Below are 18,840 nucleotides of genomic sequence, written 5' to 3'. Positions count from 1 at the left end.
TTTTAAAATTAGTAACCTGGATTTTGCACTAAGTTAGGATTAGCATCTAAAGACTCTTGTGCTATAGGTAATTGAAATTTATTGTCACCAGCAGCAATATTTTGTACGTCTGATGGTGTTCCACTACCATCTGCAAGGTCACCAGCACCACCTCTTTGAAGAGGTAATCCCCATCTTTTTAAATCAAAAAGTCTTTGATATTCAAAGGCAAACTCCAATCTTCTTTCTAGCATAATAGCACTTAATAACGAACTACCAGTTTCCCCGGTAGGAGGAGTTAAGTACCTTCTAGTTCTAATTTGGTCTAATGCTTGTCTTGCAGCAGTTTCATTTCCAAGTTTAAAATAGGCTTCAGCTTTATTAAGCATAGCTTCTTCAGCTCTTAAAATTTTATAATCTACAGTTCCTGGTTGACCCCCGGGTCTAGCATATAATTTTTTAATTCCATTGAAGTTAACAACCTGACCGCTGTTATTGACAGAGCCATCAAATATATAAGCATCCCTTCTAATGTCATTACCTAAGTCATACAGGTTATTTAACTGAAAAGAAGCTACATACTCTGGTATTAGACTCGTAACACCACCTTGACTCCAAGTAACACCAATGTTGTTACCTAAAACTGGCTGTTCATTTGGAATATAGAAAATAACCCCTTCCTTATTTGTGTCTTCCCAAATTCCAACTACATCGTCTCTCGATGCTAAAGGGGTAGTAACTGCATTTGCCGCATCAACAGCATTTTGCCATTGCCCCATATATAGGTATACCCTTGAAAGTAAAAGATTAACGGCATCTTTACCCATTCGTCCTTCGGGATTTGTTGAATTGATTTTAGATTTTGCATCAAGTAAATCATCAAGTATAAAACTATAGGTTTCCTGGACTGTTAACCTAGCTGGTTCAATATTTGGATCTGCTTCCAAAAGATATGCTACTCCTAAACTTGAGTTTGCATCACCAGATTGTGTTGGAATCTTCCCAAAAAAGGAAACTAAATTAAGATGCGCTAACGCTCTAAGGGCTTTTGCTTCTGCAATAATATTATTCTTGTTTTCACCTTCAAATCCTTCTGCGTAAAACAAAATTTGATTTGCTCTGTAAATTAAAGAATAGGCATTTTGATATGTTCCTCGCAAGGTATTATTCGCTGAATTTTGAAAATTGTGAGAAGCTCTTTGGGTAAATCTACCATATTGAGAAAGGGTAGTATTATCAGACATTACATCTGGTGTACTCAACATATTCCCTCCATAAAGTCCTCCAGCAATAAGTTGCAAATAAACTCCGCGTATTCCATTTTCAAAATCTGCCGCTGTTTTAAAAGCATTTTCTGTAGCAAATTCATCAAATGGTAGCTGTTCTAAATCTTGTTCGCAAGAGCTTAAAAAGCCTGCGATAAAGAGTACGATTGTTAATTTATATATAGTGTTTTTCATAATTATTTTTTTTAGAAACTTACATCAACTCCTATTTGAACTGATTTTGTGTTAGGATAACTATATAAAGTAGCTTCCCCCGGAGCAACACTATTAGCAAAATTAATAGTTTCCCCAGATGAGATACCTACCTCAGGATCTCCAAAGAATTTTGAGAAAGTCAATAAGTTTTGACCTTGCACATAAATTCTTAAGCTTTCAAATGGCACTCTATCTGTAAATTTACTAGGTAAATCGTAGGAAAGAGTAATGTTTCTCATTCGGATATAATCTCCCTTTTCTAAGAATCTATCCGAATTTACTGCTAGTAATTCTTCTTGAGAAATTAAAGGGCTTGGATAAACATTGGTGTCTCCAGGATTTTTCCAGTAATTAAATGCATCAATTGCTTGATTATCTGCAATATTTACGCCATCGGAAATTAGATTGGACTTTACAAAATTGTTAATCCAGTTTCCAGCTTTAAAGACGAAATCTGCACGTAGTCCAAAACCTTTATATCTTATGTTGGAGAAAAAACCTCCTTCTCGATCGGCAATGGTTGACTTACCTTGAAGCACTCTGTTTTCATCTTCATCTTCTGGAAGGTCAAGTCCACGATAAGTATTTCCGTCAGCTCCATAATAAAGAGGCGCTCCAGTTGCAGGATCAACTCCGGCATAACGTACTAAGAAATGCTCATTAATTTTAGCACCTTCTCTAAATAAGATATTAAAAGCGTTACCGGGTGTAACATCTTCGCCTTCAGGTAATTCTAGAATTTCGTTGTCTAAGAAAACGATATTACCACCTAAAGTCCAAGTTAAATTATCATTGCGAAAAACATCTCCTTGTAAGGAAAGTTCAAGACCTTTATTCTCAATTTTACCTAAGTTACCAAAAATAAATCCTACTCCAGATTCATCGGCTTTTGGAATTGAAAACAATAAATCTTCGGTGGTTCTAATAAAATAGTCAGCAACACCACGAATTCTTCTATTGAATAAATTGAACTCTAAACCTGCGTTTTGAGTAGTTGTAGTTTCCCATTTTAATTCGGGGTTTCCAATATTAGACGGTCTTGTTGCCGAGCCTCCTGGATAGGAATCAAAAGCAACGTTGTCTTGTGCAGCATATCTACTTATACCTTCTCTGTTACCAGTAGTACCATAAGATACTCTAAACTTTAAATCGTTTATTGCATCCACGTTAAAGAACTTTTCTTTTGCAATGTTCCACCCTAAACTTCCACTGTAGAAAAGTCCAAATCTGTTATCGCGTCCAAAATTAGATGACCCATCATACCTTGCAGAAGCTGAAGCCAAATACCTTTCATCATAATCATAATCTGCAAATGCACCATAAGAAACTAATGTTAAAATATTTCTAGTAGTTTCACCAAGTGTAACTTGAGATGCGTTTATTTGGGTGTTTAATTCTGCCGAAGCAAATCCAATACTTCTTACCCGATATCCATTATTTTCGTTATGGTTAAATTCAAATAAACCTACTAAATCTAAGTTGTGCTTGTTTTTATTTAATCTATAATTAAGCCTGTTACTTATAGTCATATCAAATCTGTAAGTTCCAGTATCTAATTTATTTCCTGGATTATTAGGGTCACCTATAATAGCGTCTAGAATTCCTCCTGGTTTAGAATAACTTTCGGTACGCTCATTAATACTATTCGCAGCGAAACCAAAGGTATAACTAACATTTTTGAAGAGACTAACTTCAGCACTAACACTTCCTAATAGGTTATTTTGAATGGCTATAGCTGGTTCAGATAAAATAGCTCCTCTAACATTAAATGTAGTATGTGTAGGATTATAAACTGGATTTCCATTTTCATCAACAACAATATTTCCGTCTTCATCTAGTACAAATTCTGTCTCATAAGGATTGTAATCGTACATCGCTCTAAAAGGGTTTTGTACGTTATTTCTATCCCTTGGCTCATCGCTTGTAGATCTTGAATAACCAACATTAACTGATAGTGATAGCCATTCTTTTGGGTCCATGTTTAAGTTAAGCCTTGAGCTTACTCTTTCAAAACCATCTAAATCATCAATAATACCAGTATTTCTATCATGTCCTACTGAAAAATAGTAATCCATTTTTTCAGATCCACCCGAAATCGAAACATTATTGTTTTGAATAATTCCTTCTTTCAGAATTAAATCTTGCCAATCAACCTCATTGTCTAATAAGAATTGCCTTTCTTCACTTCCTGGCAAAGTAGTAACCCCTGGGGAGCTACCTGCAGCAGAAACACCTAATGCATAAAGCTCGGCTTCATATTGCATTTTTTGTTCAGCATCCATTACATCAAAATTTGGATTAATTCTTGAAGTAACACCAAAACGTGAGCTAAACTTAATTTTAGCATCACCAGAACGCTTACCAGATTTTGTAGTTATTACAACAACACCACTTGCCCCTCTAGAACCATATCGGGCTGTAGTTGAAGCATCTTTTAGTATTGTAATGTTTTCAATGTCATCATTAGGGATGCTATTCAAGTCTTCCTCTCTAATAATTGCACCGTCCACAACATATAATGGTGAAGAGGCTCCTGCGGTTAAAGATCCAATACCTCTAATTCTAACAAAGGCTCCTTGACCTGGTTTACCATTTGCCGCAGTTACTTGTACACCAGCAGCTTTTCCCTGTAACAAGTTGTCAATACTGGTAACTGGGCTAAGTTCGGCAATTTCTGAAGCTCCTATGGATACCACTGCAGAAGTCTGCACCGTCTGGCTTCTTCTGGAATATCCAGTAATAACAACTTCTTCAAGTTGTGCGCCTGCAACCATTTGAACGTTAATAGTATTTGAGGCTCCAACTGCTATTTCCTGGTTTTGAAAACCAACGTAGCTAAATTGTAGTACCTCTCCAACACCAGTCGTTATGGAATAATTCCCATCAAAATCTGATTGGGTTCCATTGGATGTATTTTTGACAATAATGTTGGCCCCCGGGAGTGGAACTCCAAGGTCGTCTGTCACGGTTCCAGTTACTACCTTGTCTTGTGCAAAAGCATTTTGCACAATAAATAGAAAAAGGAACATCAATAATAATTGTAGTTTTTGTTTCATATTTTTTTGGAATTAGTAAAAAACAAAGTTCAATATAAATAATTATATAACCAATTTTTAATTCACGTATTTATATGAAACAAAGGTAAATTTATATATTGTTTTACTAAAACCTAGCAAGATAAAGAATGTGAATCTTTGTATTTGCGAATTCAATATTCTGATTTTTAGAAATACCATTTGCAATGTTAAACTTAAAAAGTCCCGCCTTGGTGTTTAAAGCAAAACCAACTCCAAACCCAAAAAGCTCTTCTTGAATAGTAATTATTTTATTTTCAAAATAGGCAATATCTATTATAGAATGTACATAGGTATTTCTGTCAAGCAAATAACGATATTCAGTATTTAACACGGAAAAGAGTGAGGCGTCAATACTATTTTCTCTAAACCCTCTAATACTATTAATACCACCAAACCTAAAAAGCTCATTAGTTAGATAATTGGGACTGCTTAAAAAGCTTGTCGAGTTTTTGATGTAAAAGGAACTGGTTTCATTGAGATTAAATATATGCGAAAAAATACCGGAGACTCTTACTTGATCTGCTTCCTTTGATAAAGTGTTTCTTTTTCCAATTTCTGTTTCTAGTCCCGCGAAAGTTTTTATGGGGAATAGTTTTTCATTCTGAAATTTTGAAAAGTGAGCCCCCGCTAAAAAAAACTTAGAGTTGTAATCTTCAATAAACGCCGAAGCATTTACTTCATCAAGCAGGTGGTTAGATTCATAAGATTTATACCCTACATAAAAATCGATTTTTGGGGAGGCTTGATAGTAGAGCCTTGCTTGCTGGTGGGTTGTGGAAAAAGTACTGTCTCTTTTAAATATTTCTAATTCCAAGCTTACACCTAAAGGGGTTTTAAATAAATAAGGTAGCTTTGTAAACACTCTCAGGTTTTGTTGCTCCCGTCCATCGGCTTTATAATTTATAATCAATTGCTCGCCGTAGTTCAGATTATTATTAAGTTCTAGATTTAAATACCCATTAAATTCTAGCTTTTGGGTGTCTTCATTTGTGGCAAAACCTAAAATACCATCAAAGAGGTTGTTGTTTGTTTTCTGAAAATATAAATAAACTATTGTAGAATCTTTTTTGAATAATGCTTCTGGAGATTTAATTGAAGTAATAAAACCTAAATTGTTTAAAGTGTTGTTTTGTTCAATTATTTTTTTTTGGTTAAAAACCTTTCCCTTTTTAATTCCGGCATAATACTTTATAAAGGACTTTGGAAATTTTTCATACCCTTTTACTACAATTCCATCAATTTTTCTTTGGCTAGAGGACCTAAAAATAAGATTTGCTTTTAAAGTGTTATTGTCTTTTCTTTCAATTTCTGAAAGCTGTATTCTTGAAAAGGGATCTCCTTTTTCAGCTTTTATTCTTGTTAGTTTTAAAAGTGCAACATCTGCGAATTGAATTGGAATTTTAAAAACAGAATCAGTAACTTCATTGCTAATTTTTTTTAGTTCTGAATATGCAAAGTCTTTTTCCGAATAACGAATCTCAATATCACGCCATCTATTTCCTAAATAGTAATCGGCCACAAATATTGAATCATTTTGTTTTTCTAGTGATATTAGCCTTGAATCAATAAAACCGCTTTTTTGAAATTTTTGAGAAAGAGTATCGACTTCAGATTTTAAACTTAAATAATCTTCAAATTTTAAAGCAATATCTAGGGAGTCTAAAAATGATGAAGTCACTTCCTTTTCTGCTTCAATTTTAAGCGTAATATTTTGAGCGGCAACCGGCCCCAAAAAATTTGTATATATATATAGGTATAAAAAATAGAAAAAAAACTGCCTCAAAAGCTTGAAAGTTTATATTGTAAATCTAACGTTATTGAAGGGTTTTTCATATCTCCTGCATAAATAAAAGTAAATCCAACAAAAATTAATAAAACTGTGTTGGATTAATGCATTTTTATTTCTACATTTGCGCCCCTTTAAAGGGATAATTATATCATTTAATTAAGTATAACAAGGATTTTATATGCCAACTATTTCACAATTAGTACGAAAAGGAAGAGCCAAAATAACCAAGAAGAGTAAATCGGCTGCCCTAGATTCGTGCCCGCAACGCCGCGGTGTGTGTACTCGTGTATATACTACCACTCCTAAGAAACCAAACTCTGCAATGCGTAAAGTAGCAAGGGTAAGGTTAACAAATGGAAAGGAAGTAAACGCGTACATCGGTGGCGAAGGACACAATCTTCAGGAGCACTCGATAGTATTGGTTAGAGGTGGAAGGGTTAAAGATTTGCCAGGGGTACGTTACCACATTGTAAGAGGAGCTTTGGATACCGCAGGTGTTCAAGGAAGATTACAACGTAGGTCTAAGTACGGTGCAAAACGCCCTAAAAAGTAATTCAAACAACTTTTAAAGAGAAGTAATGAGAAAAAGACAAGCGAAAAAAAGACCACTTTTACCAGATCCAAGGTTTAACGACCAGTTGGTAACGCGTTTTGTGAATAACTTAATGTGGGATGGAAAAAAGTCGACTGCTTTCAAAGTATTCTACGATGCAATTGATATTGTAGAATCAAAAAAACAAGACGAAGAAAAAACGGCTTTAGAGATTTGGAAAGATGCACTTTCCAATGTTATGCCTCACGTAGAAGTACGTAGCCGAAGAGTTGGAGGGGCTACCTTCCAAATTCCAATGCAAATTAGACCAGATCGTAAGATTTCTACTGCTATGAAGTGGCTTATTAGCTACTCAAGAAAGCGTAATGAAAAGTCTATGCCGCAAAAATTAGCTGCCGAAATTTTAGCAGCTGCTAAAGAAGAAGGTGCTGCAGTTAAAAAACGTATGGATACCCATAAAATGGCTGAAGCAAACAAAGCATTCTCACACTTTAGATTCTAAGAAAATGGCACAAAGAGATTTAAAATTTACAAGAAATATAGGGATTGCTGCGCATATTGATGCCGGTAAAACAACAACTACAGAGCGTATACTTTATTATACAGGTGTAAGTCATAAAATTGGAGAAGTTCACGATGGTGCTGCTACGATGGACTGGATGGAACAAGAGCAAGAAAGAGGTATTACAATTACTTCTGCTGCAACCACTTGTACCTGGAATTTCCCATTAAAAAATGGACAGCCTGTTGAAGATACTAAACCATACCACTTTAATATTATTGACACTCCTGGTCACGTTGACTTTACCGTCGAGGTAAATAGATCACTACGTGTATTGGATGGCTTAGTATTTCTTTTTAGCGCGGTTGATGGTGTTGAGCCTCAATCTGAAACTAATTGGAGATTAGCAGATAACTACAAGGTGCCTCGTATGGGGTTTGTGAATAAAATGGACCGTCAAGGATCTAACTTTATGATGGTTTGTCAGCAAGTTAAGGATATGTTAGGGTCTAATGCCGTGCCAATTGTACTTCCTATTGGTGACGAAATAGACTTTAAAGGAGTTGTAGACTTAGTGAAAAACCGTGCTATTGTTTGGCACGAAGAATCAATGGGTGCTACATTTGATGTTATTGATATTCCTGAAGATTTAAAAGAAGAAGCACGTTTATATCGCGGAAAACTAATTGAAGAGGTGGCGGCTTATGACGAAAATCTTTTGGAAAAATATATGGAAGATGAAGAATCTATTACCGAAGATGAAGTTCACGCTGCGTTGCGTGCTGCGGTAATGGACATGTCCATCATCCCAATGATTTGTGGTTCTGCATTCAAAAACAAAGGAGTTCAATTCCTTCTTGATGCAGTTTGCCGTTACTTACCTTCTCCAGTAGATAAGGAAGGTATTAAAGGAATAAACCCAGATACAGAAAAAGAAGAAATAAGAAGACCAGATGTAAAAGAGCCTTTCGCTGCTTTGGCATTTAAGATTGCTACAGATCCTTTCGTTGGACGTTTGGCTTTCTTCCGTGCATACTCAGGTCGTTTGGATGCAGGTTCTTATATTTTAAACAACCGTTCAGGAAATAAAGAGCGTATATCACGTATTTACCAAATGCATGCTAACAAACAAAATGCTATCGATTATATCGAGGCTGGAGATATTGGAGCTGCTGTAGGATTTAAGGATATTAAGACTGGAGATACACTTACTGCTGAAAAGCACCCAATTGTGTTAGAAAGTATGAATTTCCCAGATCCTGTAATTGGTATTGCTGTTGAGCCTAAAACAAAGGCAGATGTGGATAAGTTAGGTATGGCCTTAGCAAAACTTGCTGAAGAGGATCCAACTTTCCAAGTGCGTACCGATGAAGCATCAGGGCAAACTGTAATTTCTGGTATGGGAGAGCTTCACTTAGATATTATTGTAGACCGATTAAGACGTGAGTTTAAGGTTGAAGTAAATCAAGGAAAACCTCAAGTTGAGTACAAAGAGGCTATTACTCGTAGTGCAGATCACAGAGAAGTTTACAAGAAGCAATCGGGTGGTCGTGGTAAGTTTGCAGATATTGTATTTACCATTGGTCCAGCGGACGATGATAAAGTGGAAGGATTACAATTTGTAAATGAAATTAAAGGAGGTAACATTCCTAAAGAATTTATTCCTTCAGTAGAAAAAGGTTTTAAACAAGCAATGCAAAATGGACCACTTGCAGGTTTCGAAGTGGATAGTATGAAAGTTACTTTAAAAGATGGTTCATTCCACGCGGTGGATTCTGATCAGTTGTCTTTTGAGTTAGCTGCAAAACTAGGATTTAAAGCTTCTGCAAAAGCTGCTGGAGCGGTAATCTTAGAGCCTATTATGAAGCTGGAAGTATTGACTCCAGAAGAGAATATGGGAGATATTGTAGGAGATCTTAACCGTCGTCGTGGTCAGGTTAATAACATGAGTGATCGCGCCGGAGCAAAAGTTATAAAAGCTGAAGTGCCACTTTCTGAAATGTTTGGATATGTTACCACATTAAGAACATTATCATCAGGTCGTGCAACTTCAACAATGGAATTTTCACATTATGCAGAAACTCCTTCAAATATTTCTGAAGAGGTAATAGCTGCAGCAAGAGGAACCGCTAACGTATAATATTTCAGCAATGAGTCAAAAAATTAGAATTAAATTAAAATCTTACGATCATAATTTAGTGGACAAATCTGCTGAAAAAATCGTTAAGACAGTAAAAAGTACAGGTGCCGTAGTAACAGGACCCATCCCGTTACCAACTCACAAAAAAATCTTTACCGTGTTGCGTTCGCCTCACGTTAATAAGAAAAGTAGAGAGCAATTCCAATTAAGTTCTTATAAGAGATTATTGGATATCTACAGTTCTTCATCCAAAACCATTGATGCACTCATGAAATTAGAGTTGCCAAGTGGAGTGGAAGTAGAGATTAAAGTGTAGTTGCTAAGCACTTAAAAAGTGTGTACATGTCCTAAGCTGCGAGCGAAGGAAAAACGGAAACAAAATAAAATTCAGGGCTGAATTTATTTTGGCCCTGTTTTAATTTAAATAAGTAAATAATTACTAACAAATAAATAATAACTATGTCTGGGTTAATTGGAAAAAAGATAGGGATGACCAGCATCTTTGACGAGAAAGGGAAGAATATTCCTTGTACCGTTATCGAGTGTGGCCCCTGTGTTGTTACCCAAGTCAGAACCAAAGAGGTTGACGGGTATGAAGCTCTTCAACTTGGTTTCGATGACAAAAAGACTGCCAATAAAGCTGCCGAAGGCCACGCGAAAAAAGCAGGAACCGTTGCAAAACGTAAAGTCGTTGAATTCCAAGATTTCGAAGAAGAGTACAAATTAGGTGATACTATCACCGTAGAGCATTTTATCGAAGGAGAGTTCGTGGATATCGCGGGTATTTCTAAAGGTAAAGGATTTCAAGGAGTTGTTAAGCGTCATGGTTTCGGTGGTGTAGGTCAAGCTACGCACGGTCAGCATAACCGTTTAAGAGCGCCAGGTTCCATTGGAGCTGCATCGTATCCTGCAAGAGTATTTAAAGGAATGCGTATGGCTGGGCAAATGGGAAATGAAACAGTAAAAGTTGAAAACCTAAGAGTGTTAAAAGTAGTTTCTGAAAAGAATTTACTTGTTGTTAAAGGATGCGTTCCTGGACACAAAAACGCTTACGTAACGATTACAAAGTAATGAAGGTAGCAGTTTTAGATAAAAACGGAAAAGATACGGGAAGAAAGGTAGACCTTTCTAAAGACGTATTCGGTATAGAGCCAAACAATCACGCAGTATATCTTGATGTAAAGCAGTTTCTTGCCAATCAAAGACAAGGAACGCATAAAGCAAAAGAGCGTGCAGAGATCGCTGGTTCAACTAGAAAGATTAAAAAACAAAAAGGAACTGGTACTGCCCGTGCGGGAAGTATCAAATCTGGAGTTTTTAAAGGTGGTGGACGTATGTTTGGTCCAAGACCTAGAAATTATTCATTCAAATTGAATAAAAACTTAAAGCGTTTAGCACGTCGTTCGGCCTTAACAATGAAGGCAAATGACAATGCTATCGTGGTACTAGAGGATTTTACAATAGACACTCCTAAGACCAAAGAATTTACTTCAGTTTTAAAGTCGTTAGGACTTGAAAACAAAAAATCTTTGTTTGTGTTGGGAGACTCAAATAATAATGTATATTTGTCGTCTCGTAATTTGAAAGGAACTGAAGTTGTAACTAACTCAGAATTAAGTACTTACAAAATTATGAATGCAAATAGCCTCGTGTTATTTGAAGGTTCTTTGGAAGAAATTGAACAAAACTTAAGTAAATAGAAGCAAGATGAATATCTTAATTAAACCTATTATTACAGAAAAAGCTACAAGAGGAGCGGAAGAAAATAACCGTTTTACGTTTGTAGTAAACCCTAAGGCGAACAAGATTGAAATCAAAAATGCAGTGGAAGCTGCATATGGAGTTTCTGTTACTTCAGTTCGCACAATGAATGTCCGCCCAGACAGACGTGTTCGTTATACGAAAACGGGTGTCCAAACTGGTAAAACAACCGCTTATAAAAAAGCAGTTGTACAGGTGGCGGAAGGTGATACAATAGATTTTTACGCTAATATCTAATTTTTAGATTTAAAGAAAGACAACAATGTCAGTAAGAAAATTAAAACCTATCACCCCGGGACAGCGTTTTAGAGTTGTAAATGGTTTTGACGCCATAACAACTGATAAGCCGGAGAAGAGCTTGCTCGCTCCGAAAAAACGTTCTGGTGGTAGAAATAGTCAAGGAAAAATGACCATGCGCTACGTAGGTGGTGGTCATAAAAAACGTTATAGAATCATAGATTTTAAACGTGATAAGCACGGTATTCCCGCAACCGTCGCTTCAATAGAATACGATCCAAATCGTACAGCGTTTATTGCTTTGGTAAATTATCAAGACGGTGAAAAACGCTATATCATTGCTCAAAATGGTCTTCAAGTAGGACAAAATATTGTTTCAGGTGAGAGCGTAGCTCCAGAAATTGGAAACAGTATGGTCTTAGAGAATATTCCATTAGGTACAATTATCTCTTGTATAGAACTTCATCCTGGTCAAGGTGCTGTAATGGCGCGTAGTGCTGGTGCGTTTGCACAGCTAATGGCTCGTGATGGAAAATATGCAACAGTGAAACTTCCTTCTGGTGAGACTAGAATGATTCTTTCAACTTGTATGGCAACTATTGGTGCTGTTTCAAACAGTGATCATCAATTAATGGTTTCTGGTAAAGCCGGTAGATCTAGATGGTTAGGTAGACGTCCTCGTACAAGACCTGTGGTAATGAACCCTGTTGATCACCCAATGGGAGGTGGTGAAGGAAAATCTTCAGGTGGACATCCACGTTCTAGAAACGGTATTCCTGCAAAAGGATATAGAACCCGTTCTAAAACTAAAGCTAGTAACAAATACATTATAGAACGTAGAAAGAAATAAGTTATGGCAAGATCATTAAAAAAGGGACCTTACGTTCACTACAAATTAGACCAAAAAGTTCAACAAAATGTTGAGTCTAACAAGAAAACCGTTATCAAAACTTGGTCACGCGCTTCTATGATTACACCAGACTTTGTTGGGCAAACCATAGCGGTGCATAATGGGAAACAATTTGTTCCAGTATATGTAACTGAAAACATGGTAGGACATAAATTAGGAGAATTTTCACCTACAAGATCATTCCGTGGTCACGCAGGTGCTAAAAACAAAGGAAAAAAATAATAAGCCATGGGAGTTCGTAAAAGAGAAAGAGCAGAACAAATCAAGGAAGCGAAGAAGACACAGTATTTCGCGAAGTTGAATAATTGCCCTACATCACCAAGAAAGATGCGTCTAATGGCAGACCTAATTCGTGGAGAAAAAGTAGATAAAGCGCTTAGTATTTTAAAGTTTAGTCAAAAAGAATCATCTCGACGATTGGAGAAATTACTTCTTTCTGCTATTGCTAATTGGCAATCTAAGAATGAAGATGCTTCGGTAGAAGATGCAGATCTTTTTGTTAAAGAAATTCGTGTTGATGGAGGTACAATGTTAAAAAGACTTCGTACTGCTCCACAAGGACGCGCACATAGAATTAGAAAACGTTCCAACCACGTAACACTGGTTTTAGGAGCTAACGATAACACACAAAGCAAGTAATTAAATGGGACAGAAGACAAATCCAATCGGGAATCGCTTAGGTATCATTAGAGGATGGGAATCCAACTGGTATGGAGGCAACGACTACGGCGATAAATTAGCCGAAGACGACAAGATTAGAAAATATGTTCACGCTCGTTTAAGTAAAGCTAGTGTGTCAAGGGTAATTATCGAGCGTACGCTTAAACTTGTAACCGTTACTATCACTACTGCTAGACCTGGTATCATTATCGGAAAAGGTGGGCAAGAGGTAGACAAGTTAAAAGAAGAGCTTAAGAAAATTACAGGTAAAGATGTACAAATAAACATCCATGAGATTAAAAGACCTGAACTAGATGCATTTCTAGTGGCTGCAAGCATCGCAAGACAAATTGAGAATCGTATCTCATATCGTCGTGCTATAAAAATGGCTATTGCTGCTACCATGCGTATGAATGCCGAAGGTATTAAGGTGCAAATCTCAGGCCGTTTGAATGGTGCGGAAATGGCACGTTCAGAAGGCTACAAGGAAGGACGTATCCCTTTATCAACCTTTAGAGCCGATATAGACTATGCTTTAGCAGAAGCTCACACTACTTATGGTAGATTGGGTGTGAAAGTATGGATTATGAAAGGCGAAGTATATGGTAAAAGAGAACTTTCACCATTAGTTGGAATGTCCAACAAGAAATCTGGAAAAGGAAATGCTGGTCGAGGTGGTAACAAATCACGTCGTAACAGAAAGTAATTTTTTAAAGAAAAGAAAAAATGTTACAACCTAAAAGAACAAAATACCGTAAAACCCAAAAAGGCCGTATGAAAGGTGTTGCTGGAAGAGGAAACCAGCTATCTTACGGAACCTTTGGTATCAAATCTTTAGATCAAAATTTCTTGACAGCACGTCAAATAGAAGCTGCTCGTATTGCTGCTACCCGTTATATGAAAAGAGAAGGGTCTCTCTGGATAATGATTTTTCCAGATAAACCAATCACTAAGAAGCCTCTTGAGGTACGTATGGGTAAAGGAAAAGGAGCTGTAGAATATTGGGTAGCTGTCGTTAAACCTGGAAGAGTATTGTTTGAAGTATCTGGTGTTACATTAGAGACTGCTAAAGAAGCATTACGATTGGCTGCTCAAAAGCTACCTGTAAAGACCAAGTTTATCATGTCTAGAGATTATCAAGCTTAATTTTTTGAAATTGTCACTATGAAACAATCAGAAATAAAAGAGGCATCAACAGTAGAGCTACAGGAAAAATTAGCCGAAATTAAAAAAGCTAATACAGATCTTAAAATTGCTCACGCTATATCACCGTTGGAAAATCCAATTCAGTTAAAAACTCAAAGAAGAGCTATAGCTAGAATTGCGACAGAACTAACTAAAAGAGAAGTGCAATAATTGTACAGCTGAAAGATGGAAGAAACTAAAAGAAATTTAAGAAAAGAACGTATTGGGATTGTAACTAGCAACAAAATGGAAAAATCCATTGTAGTTAGTGAAGTAAAGAAAGTAAAACACCCTATGTACGGAAAGTTCGTGTTAAAAACGAAAAAATACGTTGCGCACGACGAAAAGAACGACTGTAACGAAGGCGATACTGTAAAGATCATGGAAACTAGACCTTTAAGTAAAACCAAGTGCTGGCGATTAGTAGAAATAATTGAAAGAGCGAAGTAATCATGATACAACAAGAATCAAGACTTAAAGTAGCAGATAACACAGGAGCCAAAGAAGTACTTTGTATCCGTGTTCTGGGAGGTACCAAAAGAAGGTATGCTTCAATTGGAGACAAAATTGTTGTGACTGTTAAAGAAGCGACTCCTAATGGAAACATTAAAAAGGGAAGCGTTTCAACTGCAGTTGTGGTACGTACTGTTAAAGAAGTAAGAAGACCAGATGGTTCTTACATTCGTTTCGATGATAATGCATGTGTGCTTCTTAACCCACAAGGTGAGATGAGAGGAACTCGTGTTTTTGGACCCGTAGCACGTGAACTTCGTGATAAGCAATTTATGAAAATAGTATCATTAGCACCAGAAGTGCTTTAATACGAAAACAAACGATGGGAAAGCTTAAAATTAAAACCGGAGATACTGTACTTGTTACTTCTGGAGACCATAAAGGTTCAGAAGGTAAAGTTATGCGTATCATCCGTGAGAAGAACAAAGCAATAGTTGAAGGAGTTAATCTGGTTAAGAAACATGAGAAGCCAAGTGCGGCGAGTCCTCAAGGTGGAATTTCCGAAAAAGAAGCTCCTATTCATATTTCAAACCTTTCATTAAAAGATCCTAAATCTGGTGAAGCCACTCGAGTAGGATATAAAATGGAAGGCGATAAAAAAGTACGATTTGCTAAAAAATCGAATCAAGTATTATAGTTATGGCATATACACCAAGACTTAAGGAAGAATATAAGAGTAGAGTAATTAATGCTCTTACAGACGAATTTGGCTACAAAAATGTAATGCAAGTTCCAAAACTAGAACGCATTGTTGTGTCTCAAGGAGTTGGAAGTGCTGTGGCCGATAAAAAGTTAATTGAATATTCTGTAGAAGAATTAACCAAAATAACAGGGCAAAAAGCAGTTCCAACACTTTCCAAAAAAGACGTAGCAACATTTAAGTTGCGTAAAGGAATGCCAATTGGAACTCGTGTAACGCTACGTGGAGAAAGAATGTATGAGTTTTTAGATAGACTTATTACTTCTGCTTTACCTCGAGTACGTGATTTTGGTGGAATTAAAGCTACAGGCTTCGATGGTAGAGGAAACTATTCATTAGGTATTACTGAGCAGATTATCTTTCCTGAAATCGATATCGATAAAGTAAAGAAAATTGAAGGTATGAATATCACATTTGTAACTTCAGCTAAGACAGACCAAGAAGCAAAATCATTATTAACCGAACTAGGTTTACCCTTTAAAAAGAACTAAGAGATGGCTAAAGAATCAATGAAAGCCCGTGAGGTAAAAAGAGCAAAAACTGTAGCAAAATATGCTGAAAAACGCAAAGCTTTAAAAGAAGCTGGTGATTATGAAGCATTACAAAAGTTACCTAAAAATGCTTCTCCTATTCGTATGCACAATCGTTGCAAACTTACAGGAAGACCTAAAGGCTATATGAGAACTTTTGGGATTTCACGTGTAATGTTTCGTGAGATGGCCAATCAAGGACTTATTCCAGGAGTAAGAAAAGCTAGCTGGTAAAAAAATAGAGTTTAATGGGGTGAAGGTTTCAGAATAAACTGGAAAACCACATCCGCTAATTTATATAAATGAACACAGATCCAATTTCAGATTTTCTAACTAGAGTTAGAAATGCAGTTAAAGCTGGTCATCGCGTTGTAGAGGTGCCTGCTTCCAATTTAAAAAAGGAAATCACTAAGATTCTTTTTGAACAAGGGTATATTTTAAGTTACAAATTTGAGGAAGGAAAAAATCCTCAAGGGACTATTAAAATAGCTTTAAAGTATGATAAGCTTACTAAAGACCCTGTTATCAAAAAAATTCAAAGAATAAGTAAACCAGGTTTACGTAAGTATGCAGGTGCTGATGAAATGCCAAGAGTTTTGAATGGTTTAGGTATTGCCGTTGTTTCAACTTCAGCTGGAGTGATGACAGGCAAGCAGGCTAAGGCTCAAAATGTAGGTGGTGAAGTATTGTGTTACGTTTACTAAAATAACCAAGAAATGTCAAGAATAGGTAATAACCCCGTAGCGATTCCAAGTGGTGTAACTGTCGATGTAAAAGACAGTACAATCATTGTTAAAGGAAAATTAGGCGAGTTAACCCAAGAATTTGAAGCGGTTAGCGTAAAAGTAGAGGAAGGAAATGTTTATGTAGAACGTCCTTCTGATGCGAAAGATCATAGAGCAAAACACGGTTTATATAGATCGTTAGTGAATAACATGATAAAAGGTGTTTCCACTGGTTGGACCAAAGAACTTGAATTAGTAGGTGTGGGTTACCGTGCTTCTAACCAAGGTCAAAAATTGGATTTAGCTGTTGGATTTTCACACAATATAGTGTTGGACGTTGCTCCAGAGGTGAAAGTAGAAACTGTAACCGAAAAAGGTAAGAATCCTATTGTAAAATTAACCTCTCACGATAAACAATTAGTAGGACAAGTTGCTGCTAAGATAAGAGCCTTCCGTAAGCCAGAGCCTTACAAAGGAAAAGGAATCAAGTTTGTTGGAGAAATATTAAGAAGAAAAGCAGGTAAATCTGCATAAGCATATAAGTTATGGCATTATCTAAACAAGAAAGAAGAGAAAGAATTCGCTTCAGAATTAGAAAAACCGTTTCGGGAACAGAGCAACGTCCGCGTTTGGCTGTTTTCAGAAGCAATAAAGAAATTTATGCGCAACTTATTGATGATGTAAGTGGTAAGACAATTACTGCGGCATCGTCAAGAGATAAAGGTATCGATGTTTCAAAAGTAAATAAGAGCGAAGCTGCCAAAATGGTAGGTAAAGCAATTGCTGAAAAAGCTGTAAAAGCAGGTGTTGAAGCAGTTACTTTTGATAGAGGAGGTTATCTATATCACGGAAGAGTTAAATCATTAGCAGAAGGAGCTCGTGAGGGCGGATTAAAATTTTAAGATATGTATCAAGATTATAAAAACGTAGAGATTGTAAAACCTGGAGGTCTTGAATTAAAAGATCGTTTGGTAGGAGTACAACGTGTTACTAAAGTTACCAAAGGAGGTAGAGCATTTGGATTTTCTGCTATTGTAGTTGTAGGTGATGAAAAAGGAGTAGTAGGGCAAGGGCTTGGAAAGTCTAAAGATGTAGCTAGTGCTATTGCAAAAGCTATTGAGGATGCAAAGAAAAACTTGGTGCGTATTCCATTAAATAAAGTTACACTTCCTCACGAACAAAAAGGAAAGTATGGTGGAGCAAGAGTAACATTATTACCTGCAGCGCCTGGTACGGGAGTTATTGCTGGTGGTGCTGTACGTGCTGTATTGGAAGCCGTAGGAGTACACGATGTATTATCAAAGTCTCAAGGATCATCAAATCCTCACAACGTTGTAAAAGCTACTTTTGATGCATTATTACAGTTACGAAGTGCTGAAACTGTTGCTAAGCAAAGAGGAATTTCATTAGAGAAATTGTTTAAAGGATAAAATACCAAAAGACATGGCAAAAATTAAAATAACGAAAGTACGAAGTGATATTAATCGTACAGCTACCCAAAAAAGGACTCTAGCGTCATTAGGCTTGAGAAAAATGGGTCAGACAGTAGAACATGAAGATACGCCAACTATTCTTGGTATGGTAAAAAAAGTTAGTCACCTAGTTTCAGTTGAAACTAAATAAGATATACAGAAATGGATTTAAGTAATTTAAAACCAGCTGAAGGTTCAGTAAAGAAAGAAGCAAAGCGCGTAGGACGTGGGCAAGGCTCAGGAAAAGGCGGAACTGCTACTCGTGGACATAAAGGAGCAAAGTCACGTTCGGGATATTCTAAGAAATTAGGATTTGAAGGTGGACAGATGCCATTACAACGTCGTGTTCCTAAGTTTGGCTTCACTAATGTGAACCGTAAAGAGTACCAAGGTATCAACCTTGATACCCTTCAGGATTTGGTAGACAATAAGAAAATAAAGGATACAGTAGATTTTGATACACTTGTTGGTTTAGGACTTGCAGGTAAGAATGAAATGGTGAAGATATTAGGAAGAGGAGAATTGAAATCTAAGTTAAAAGTATCTGCTCATAAATTTACCGCAACTGCAAAAGCTGCTATTGAAGGAGCTGGTGGAGAGGCTGTAACATTATAATTTATTTGATA

At 36.5% G+C, this 18,840-nt stretch carries 27 protein-coding genes; 24 read left to right on the top strand and 3 right to left on the bottom strand.

All coding sequences use genetic code 11. From position 1 onward, the window contains the following. Positions 1-8: 8 nt before the first annotated feature. The 3 genes from KXJ69_RS11535 to KXJ69_RS11525 form a co-directional block, all read right to left on the bottom strand. The gene (locus KXJ69_RS11535; protein ID WP_219053271.1) at positions 9-1,439 is read right to left on the bottom strand and encodes a RagB/SusD family nutrient uptake outer membrane protein; all 1,431 of its coding nucleotides are present in this window, start codon (positions 1,437-1,439) and stop codon (positions 9-11) included. An 11-nt stretch (positions 1,440-1,450) separates the two neighbouring features. Continuing rightward, positions 1,451-4,516 (bottom strand): SusC/RagA family TonB-linked outer membrane protein, encoded by a 3,066-nt coding sequence (locus KXJ69_RS11530; RefSeq protein WP_219053270.1) that lies wholly within the window; start codon positions 4,514-4,516, stop codon positions 1,451-1,453. Between the two features lie 106 nt (positions 4,517-4,622). Further along, on the bottom strand, positions 4,623-6,269 hold the full coding sequence (locus KXJ69_RS11525; RefSeq protein WP_219053269.1) for a POTRA domain-containing protein: 1,647 nt from the start codon (positions 6,267-6,269) through the stop codon (positions 4,623-4,625). A 235-nt stretch (positions 6,270-6,504) separates the two neighbouring features. On the opposite strand from KXJ69_RS11525, the gene rpsL reads away from it, so the two are divergent. The 24 genes from rpsL to rplO all read left to right on the top strand — a co-directional run bounded on the left by rpsL (position 6,505) and on the right by rplO (position 18,829). Beyond that, a complete protein-coding gene (gene rpsL / locus KXJ69_RS11520; protein ID WP_009779177.1) occupies positions 6,505-6,879 on the top strand; it encodes a 30S ribosomal protein S12 in 375 nt (124 codons plus the stop codon). 25 nt (positions 6,880-6,904) lie between these two features. Then, positions 6,905-7,381 carry a 30S ribosomal protein S7 gene (gene rpsG, locus KXJ69_RS11515; RefSeq protein ID WP_219053268.1) on the top strand — a complete coding sequence of 159 codons (477 nt, stop codon included), beginning with the start codon at positions 6,905-6,907 and terminating at the stop codon, positions 7,379-7,381. Positions 7,382-7,385: 4 nt separating this feature from the next. Beyond that, a complete protein-coding gene (gene fusA, locus KXJ69_RS11510; RefSeq protein WP_219053267.1) occupies positions 7,386-9,521 on the top strand; it encodes an elongation factor G in 2,136 nt (711 codons plus the stop codon). A gap of 10 nt (positions 9,522-9,531) precedes the next feature. Next, positions 9,532-9,837: a 30S ribosomal protein S10 gene (gene rpsJ / locus KXJ69_RS11505; protein WP_010181931.1), complete on the top strand. Its 306-nt coding sequence runs from the start codon at positions 9,532-9,534 to the stop codon at positions 9,835-9,837. A gap of 143 nt (positions 9,838-9,980) precedes the next feature. Next, complete coding sequence (gene rplC, locus KXJ69_RS11500; RefSeq protein WP_219053266.1) at positions 9,981-10,592, top strand: 50S ribosomal protein L3; 612 nt, start codon at positions 9,981-9,983, stop codon at positions 10,590-10,592. Beyond that, the gene (gene rplD / locus KXJ69_RS11495; protein ID WP_219053265.1) at positions 10,592-11,221 is read left to right on the top strand and encodes a 50S ribosomal protein L4; all 630 of its coding nucleotides are present in this window, start codon (positions 10,592-10,594) and stop codon (positions 11,219-11,221) included. Before rplC ends, rplD begins: the two co-directional genes overlap by 1 nt. A 7-nt stretch (positions 11,222-11,228) precedes the next feature. Beyond that, positions 11,229-11,519, top strand: coding sequence for a 50S ribosomal protein L23 (rplW, locus tag KXJ69_RS11490; RefSeq protein WP_219053264.1), 291 nt, complete (start codon positions 11,229-11,231; stop codon positions 11,517-11,519). A 25-nt stretch (positions 11,520-11,544) separates the two neighbouring features. Next, on the top strand, positions 11,545-12,369 hold the full coding sequence (gene rplB, locus KXJ69_RS11485) for a 50S ribosomal protein L2 (protein ID WP_219053263.1): 825 nt from the start codon (positions 11,545-11,547) through the stop codon (positions 12,367-12,369). Between the two features lie 3 nt (positions 12,370-12,372). Next, positions 12,373-12,651, top strand: coding sequence for a 30S ribosomal protein S19 (gene rpsS / locus KXJ69_RS11480; RefSeq protein WP_219053262.1), 279 nt, complete (start codon positions 12,373-12,375; stop codon positions 12,649-12,651). A 6-nt stretch (positions 12,652-12,657) separates the two neighbouring features. Next, entirely contained in the window at positions 12,658-13,068 is a 411-nt protein-coding gene (gene rplV / locus KXJ69_RS11475) for a 50S ribosomal protein L22 (RefSeq protein ID WP_219053261.1), read from the top strand. A 4-nt stretch (positions 13,069-13,072) separates the two neighbouring features. Continuing rightward, positions 13,073-13,795 carry a 30S ribosomal protein S3 gene (gene rpsC, locus KXJ69_RS11470; RefSeq protein ID WP_219053260.1) on the top strand — a complete coding sequence of 241 codons (723 nt, stop codon included), beginning with the start codon at positions 13,073-13,075 and terminating at the stop codon, positions 13,793-13,795. Between the two features lie 20 nt (positions 13,796-13,815). Beyond that, positions 13,816-14,235, top strand: coding sequence for a 50S ribosomal protein L16 (gene rplP, locus KXJ69_RS11465; RefSeq protein ID WP_219053259.1), 420 nt, complete (start codon positions 13,816-13,818; stop codon positions 14,233-14,235). 18 nt (positions 14,236-14,253) lie between these two features. Then, positions 14,254-14,445: a 50S ribosomal protein L29 gene (rpmC, locus tag KXJ69_RS11460; RefSeq protein WP_219053258.1), complete on the top strand. Its 192-nt coding sequence runs from the start codon at positions 14,254-14,256 to the stop codon at positions 14,443-14,445. Between the two features lie 15 nt (positions 14,446-14,460). Next, positions 14,461-14,724: a 30S ribosomal protein S17 gene (gene rpsQ / locus KXJ69_RS11455; protein ID WP_219053257.1), complete on the top strand. Its 264-nt coding sequence runs from the start codon at positions 14,461-14,463 to the stop codon at positions 14,722-14,724. Between the two features lie 2 nt (positions 14,725-14,726). Continuing rightward, complete coding sequence (rplN, locus tag KXJ69_RS11450; RefSeq protein WP_219053256.1) at positions 14,727-15,095, top strand: 50S ribosomal protein L14; 369 nt, start codon at positions 14,727-14,729, stop codon at positions 15,093-15,095. Between the two features lie 14 nt (positions 15,096-15,109). Then, entirely contained in the window at positions 15,110-15,424 is a 315-nt protein-coding gene (gene rplX, locus KXJ69_RS11445; protein WP_219053255.1) for a 50S ribosomal protein L24, read from the top strand. Between the two features lie 2 nt (positions 15,425-15,426). Then, positions 15,427-15,978 carry a 50S ribosomal protein L5 gene (gene rplE, locus KXJ69_RS11440; protein ID WP_219053254.1) on the top strand — a complete coding sequence of 184 codons (552 nt, stop codon included), beginning with the start codon at positions 15,427-15,429 and terminating at the stop codon, positions 15,976-15,978. A 3-nt stretch (positions 15,979-15,981) separates the two neighbouring features. Continuing rightward, the gene (gene rpsN, locus KXJ69_RS11435) at positions 15,982-16,251 is read left to right on the top strand and encodes a 30S ribosomal protein S14 (RefSeq protein ID WP_219053253.1); all 270 of its coding nucleotides are present in this window, start codon (positions 15,982-15,984) and stop codon (positions 16,249-16,251) included. Positions 16,252-16,319: 68 nt separating this feature from the next. Continuing rightward, positions 16,320-16,721, top strand: a complete 402-nt coding sequence (rpsH, locus tag KXJ69_RS11430; protein WP_219053252.1) for a 30S ribosomal protein S8 — start codon at positions 16,320-16,322, stop codon at positions 16,719-16,721. A 12-nt stretch (positions 16,722-16,733) separates the two neighbouring features. After that, on the top strand, positions 16,734-17,276 hold the full coding sequence (gene rplF / locus KXJ69_RS11425; protein ID WP_219053251.1) for a 50S ribosomal protein L6: 543 nt from the start codon (positions 16,734-16,736) through the stop codon (positions 17,274-17,276). An 11-nt stretch (positions 17,277-17,287) separates the two neighbouring features. Continuing rightward, positions 17,288-17,644, top strand: coding sequence for a 50S ribosomal protein L18 (rplR, locus tag KXJ69_RS11420; protein WP_219053250.1), 357 nt, complete (start codon positions 17,288-17,290; stop codon positions 17,642-17,644). A 3-nt stretch (positions 17,645-17,647) separates the two neighbouring features. Continuing rightward, positions 17,648-18,172, top strand: a complete 525-nt coding sequence (rpsE, locus tag KXJ69_RS11415; RefSeq protein WP_219053249.1) for a 30S ribosomal protein S5 — start codon at positions 17,648-17,650, stop codon at positions 18,170-18,172. Between the two features lie 13 nt (positions 18,173-18,185). After that, positions 18,186-18,365: a 50S ribosomal protein L30 gene (gene rpmD, locus KXJ69_RS11410; protein WP_219053248.1), complete on the top strand. Its 180-nt coding sequence runs from the start codon at positions 18,186-18,188 to the stop codon at positions 18,363-18,365. A gap of 11 nt (positions 18,366-18,376) precedes the next feature. Beyond that, entirely contained in the window at positions 18,377-18,829 is a 453-nt protein-coding gene (gene rplO / locus KXJ69_RS11405) for a 50S ribosomal protein L15 (RefSeq protein ID WP_219053247.1), read from the top strand. Positions 18,830-18,840 lie beyond the last annotated feature (11 nt).

Source organism: Halomarinibacterium sedimenti, assembly GCF_019312585.1.
Taxonomy (GTDB): Bacteria; Bacteroidota; Bacteroidia; order Flavobacteriales; family Flavobacteriaceae; genus Halomarinibacterium; species Halomarinibacterium sedimenti.
The sequence above is the reverse complement of the archived record's forward strand: the minus strand, read 5'-3'. Positions and strand labels throughout refer to the sequence as shown.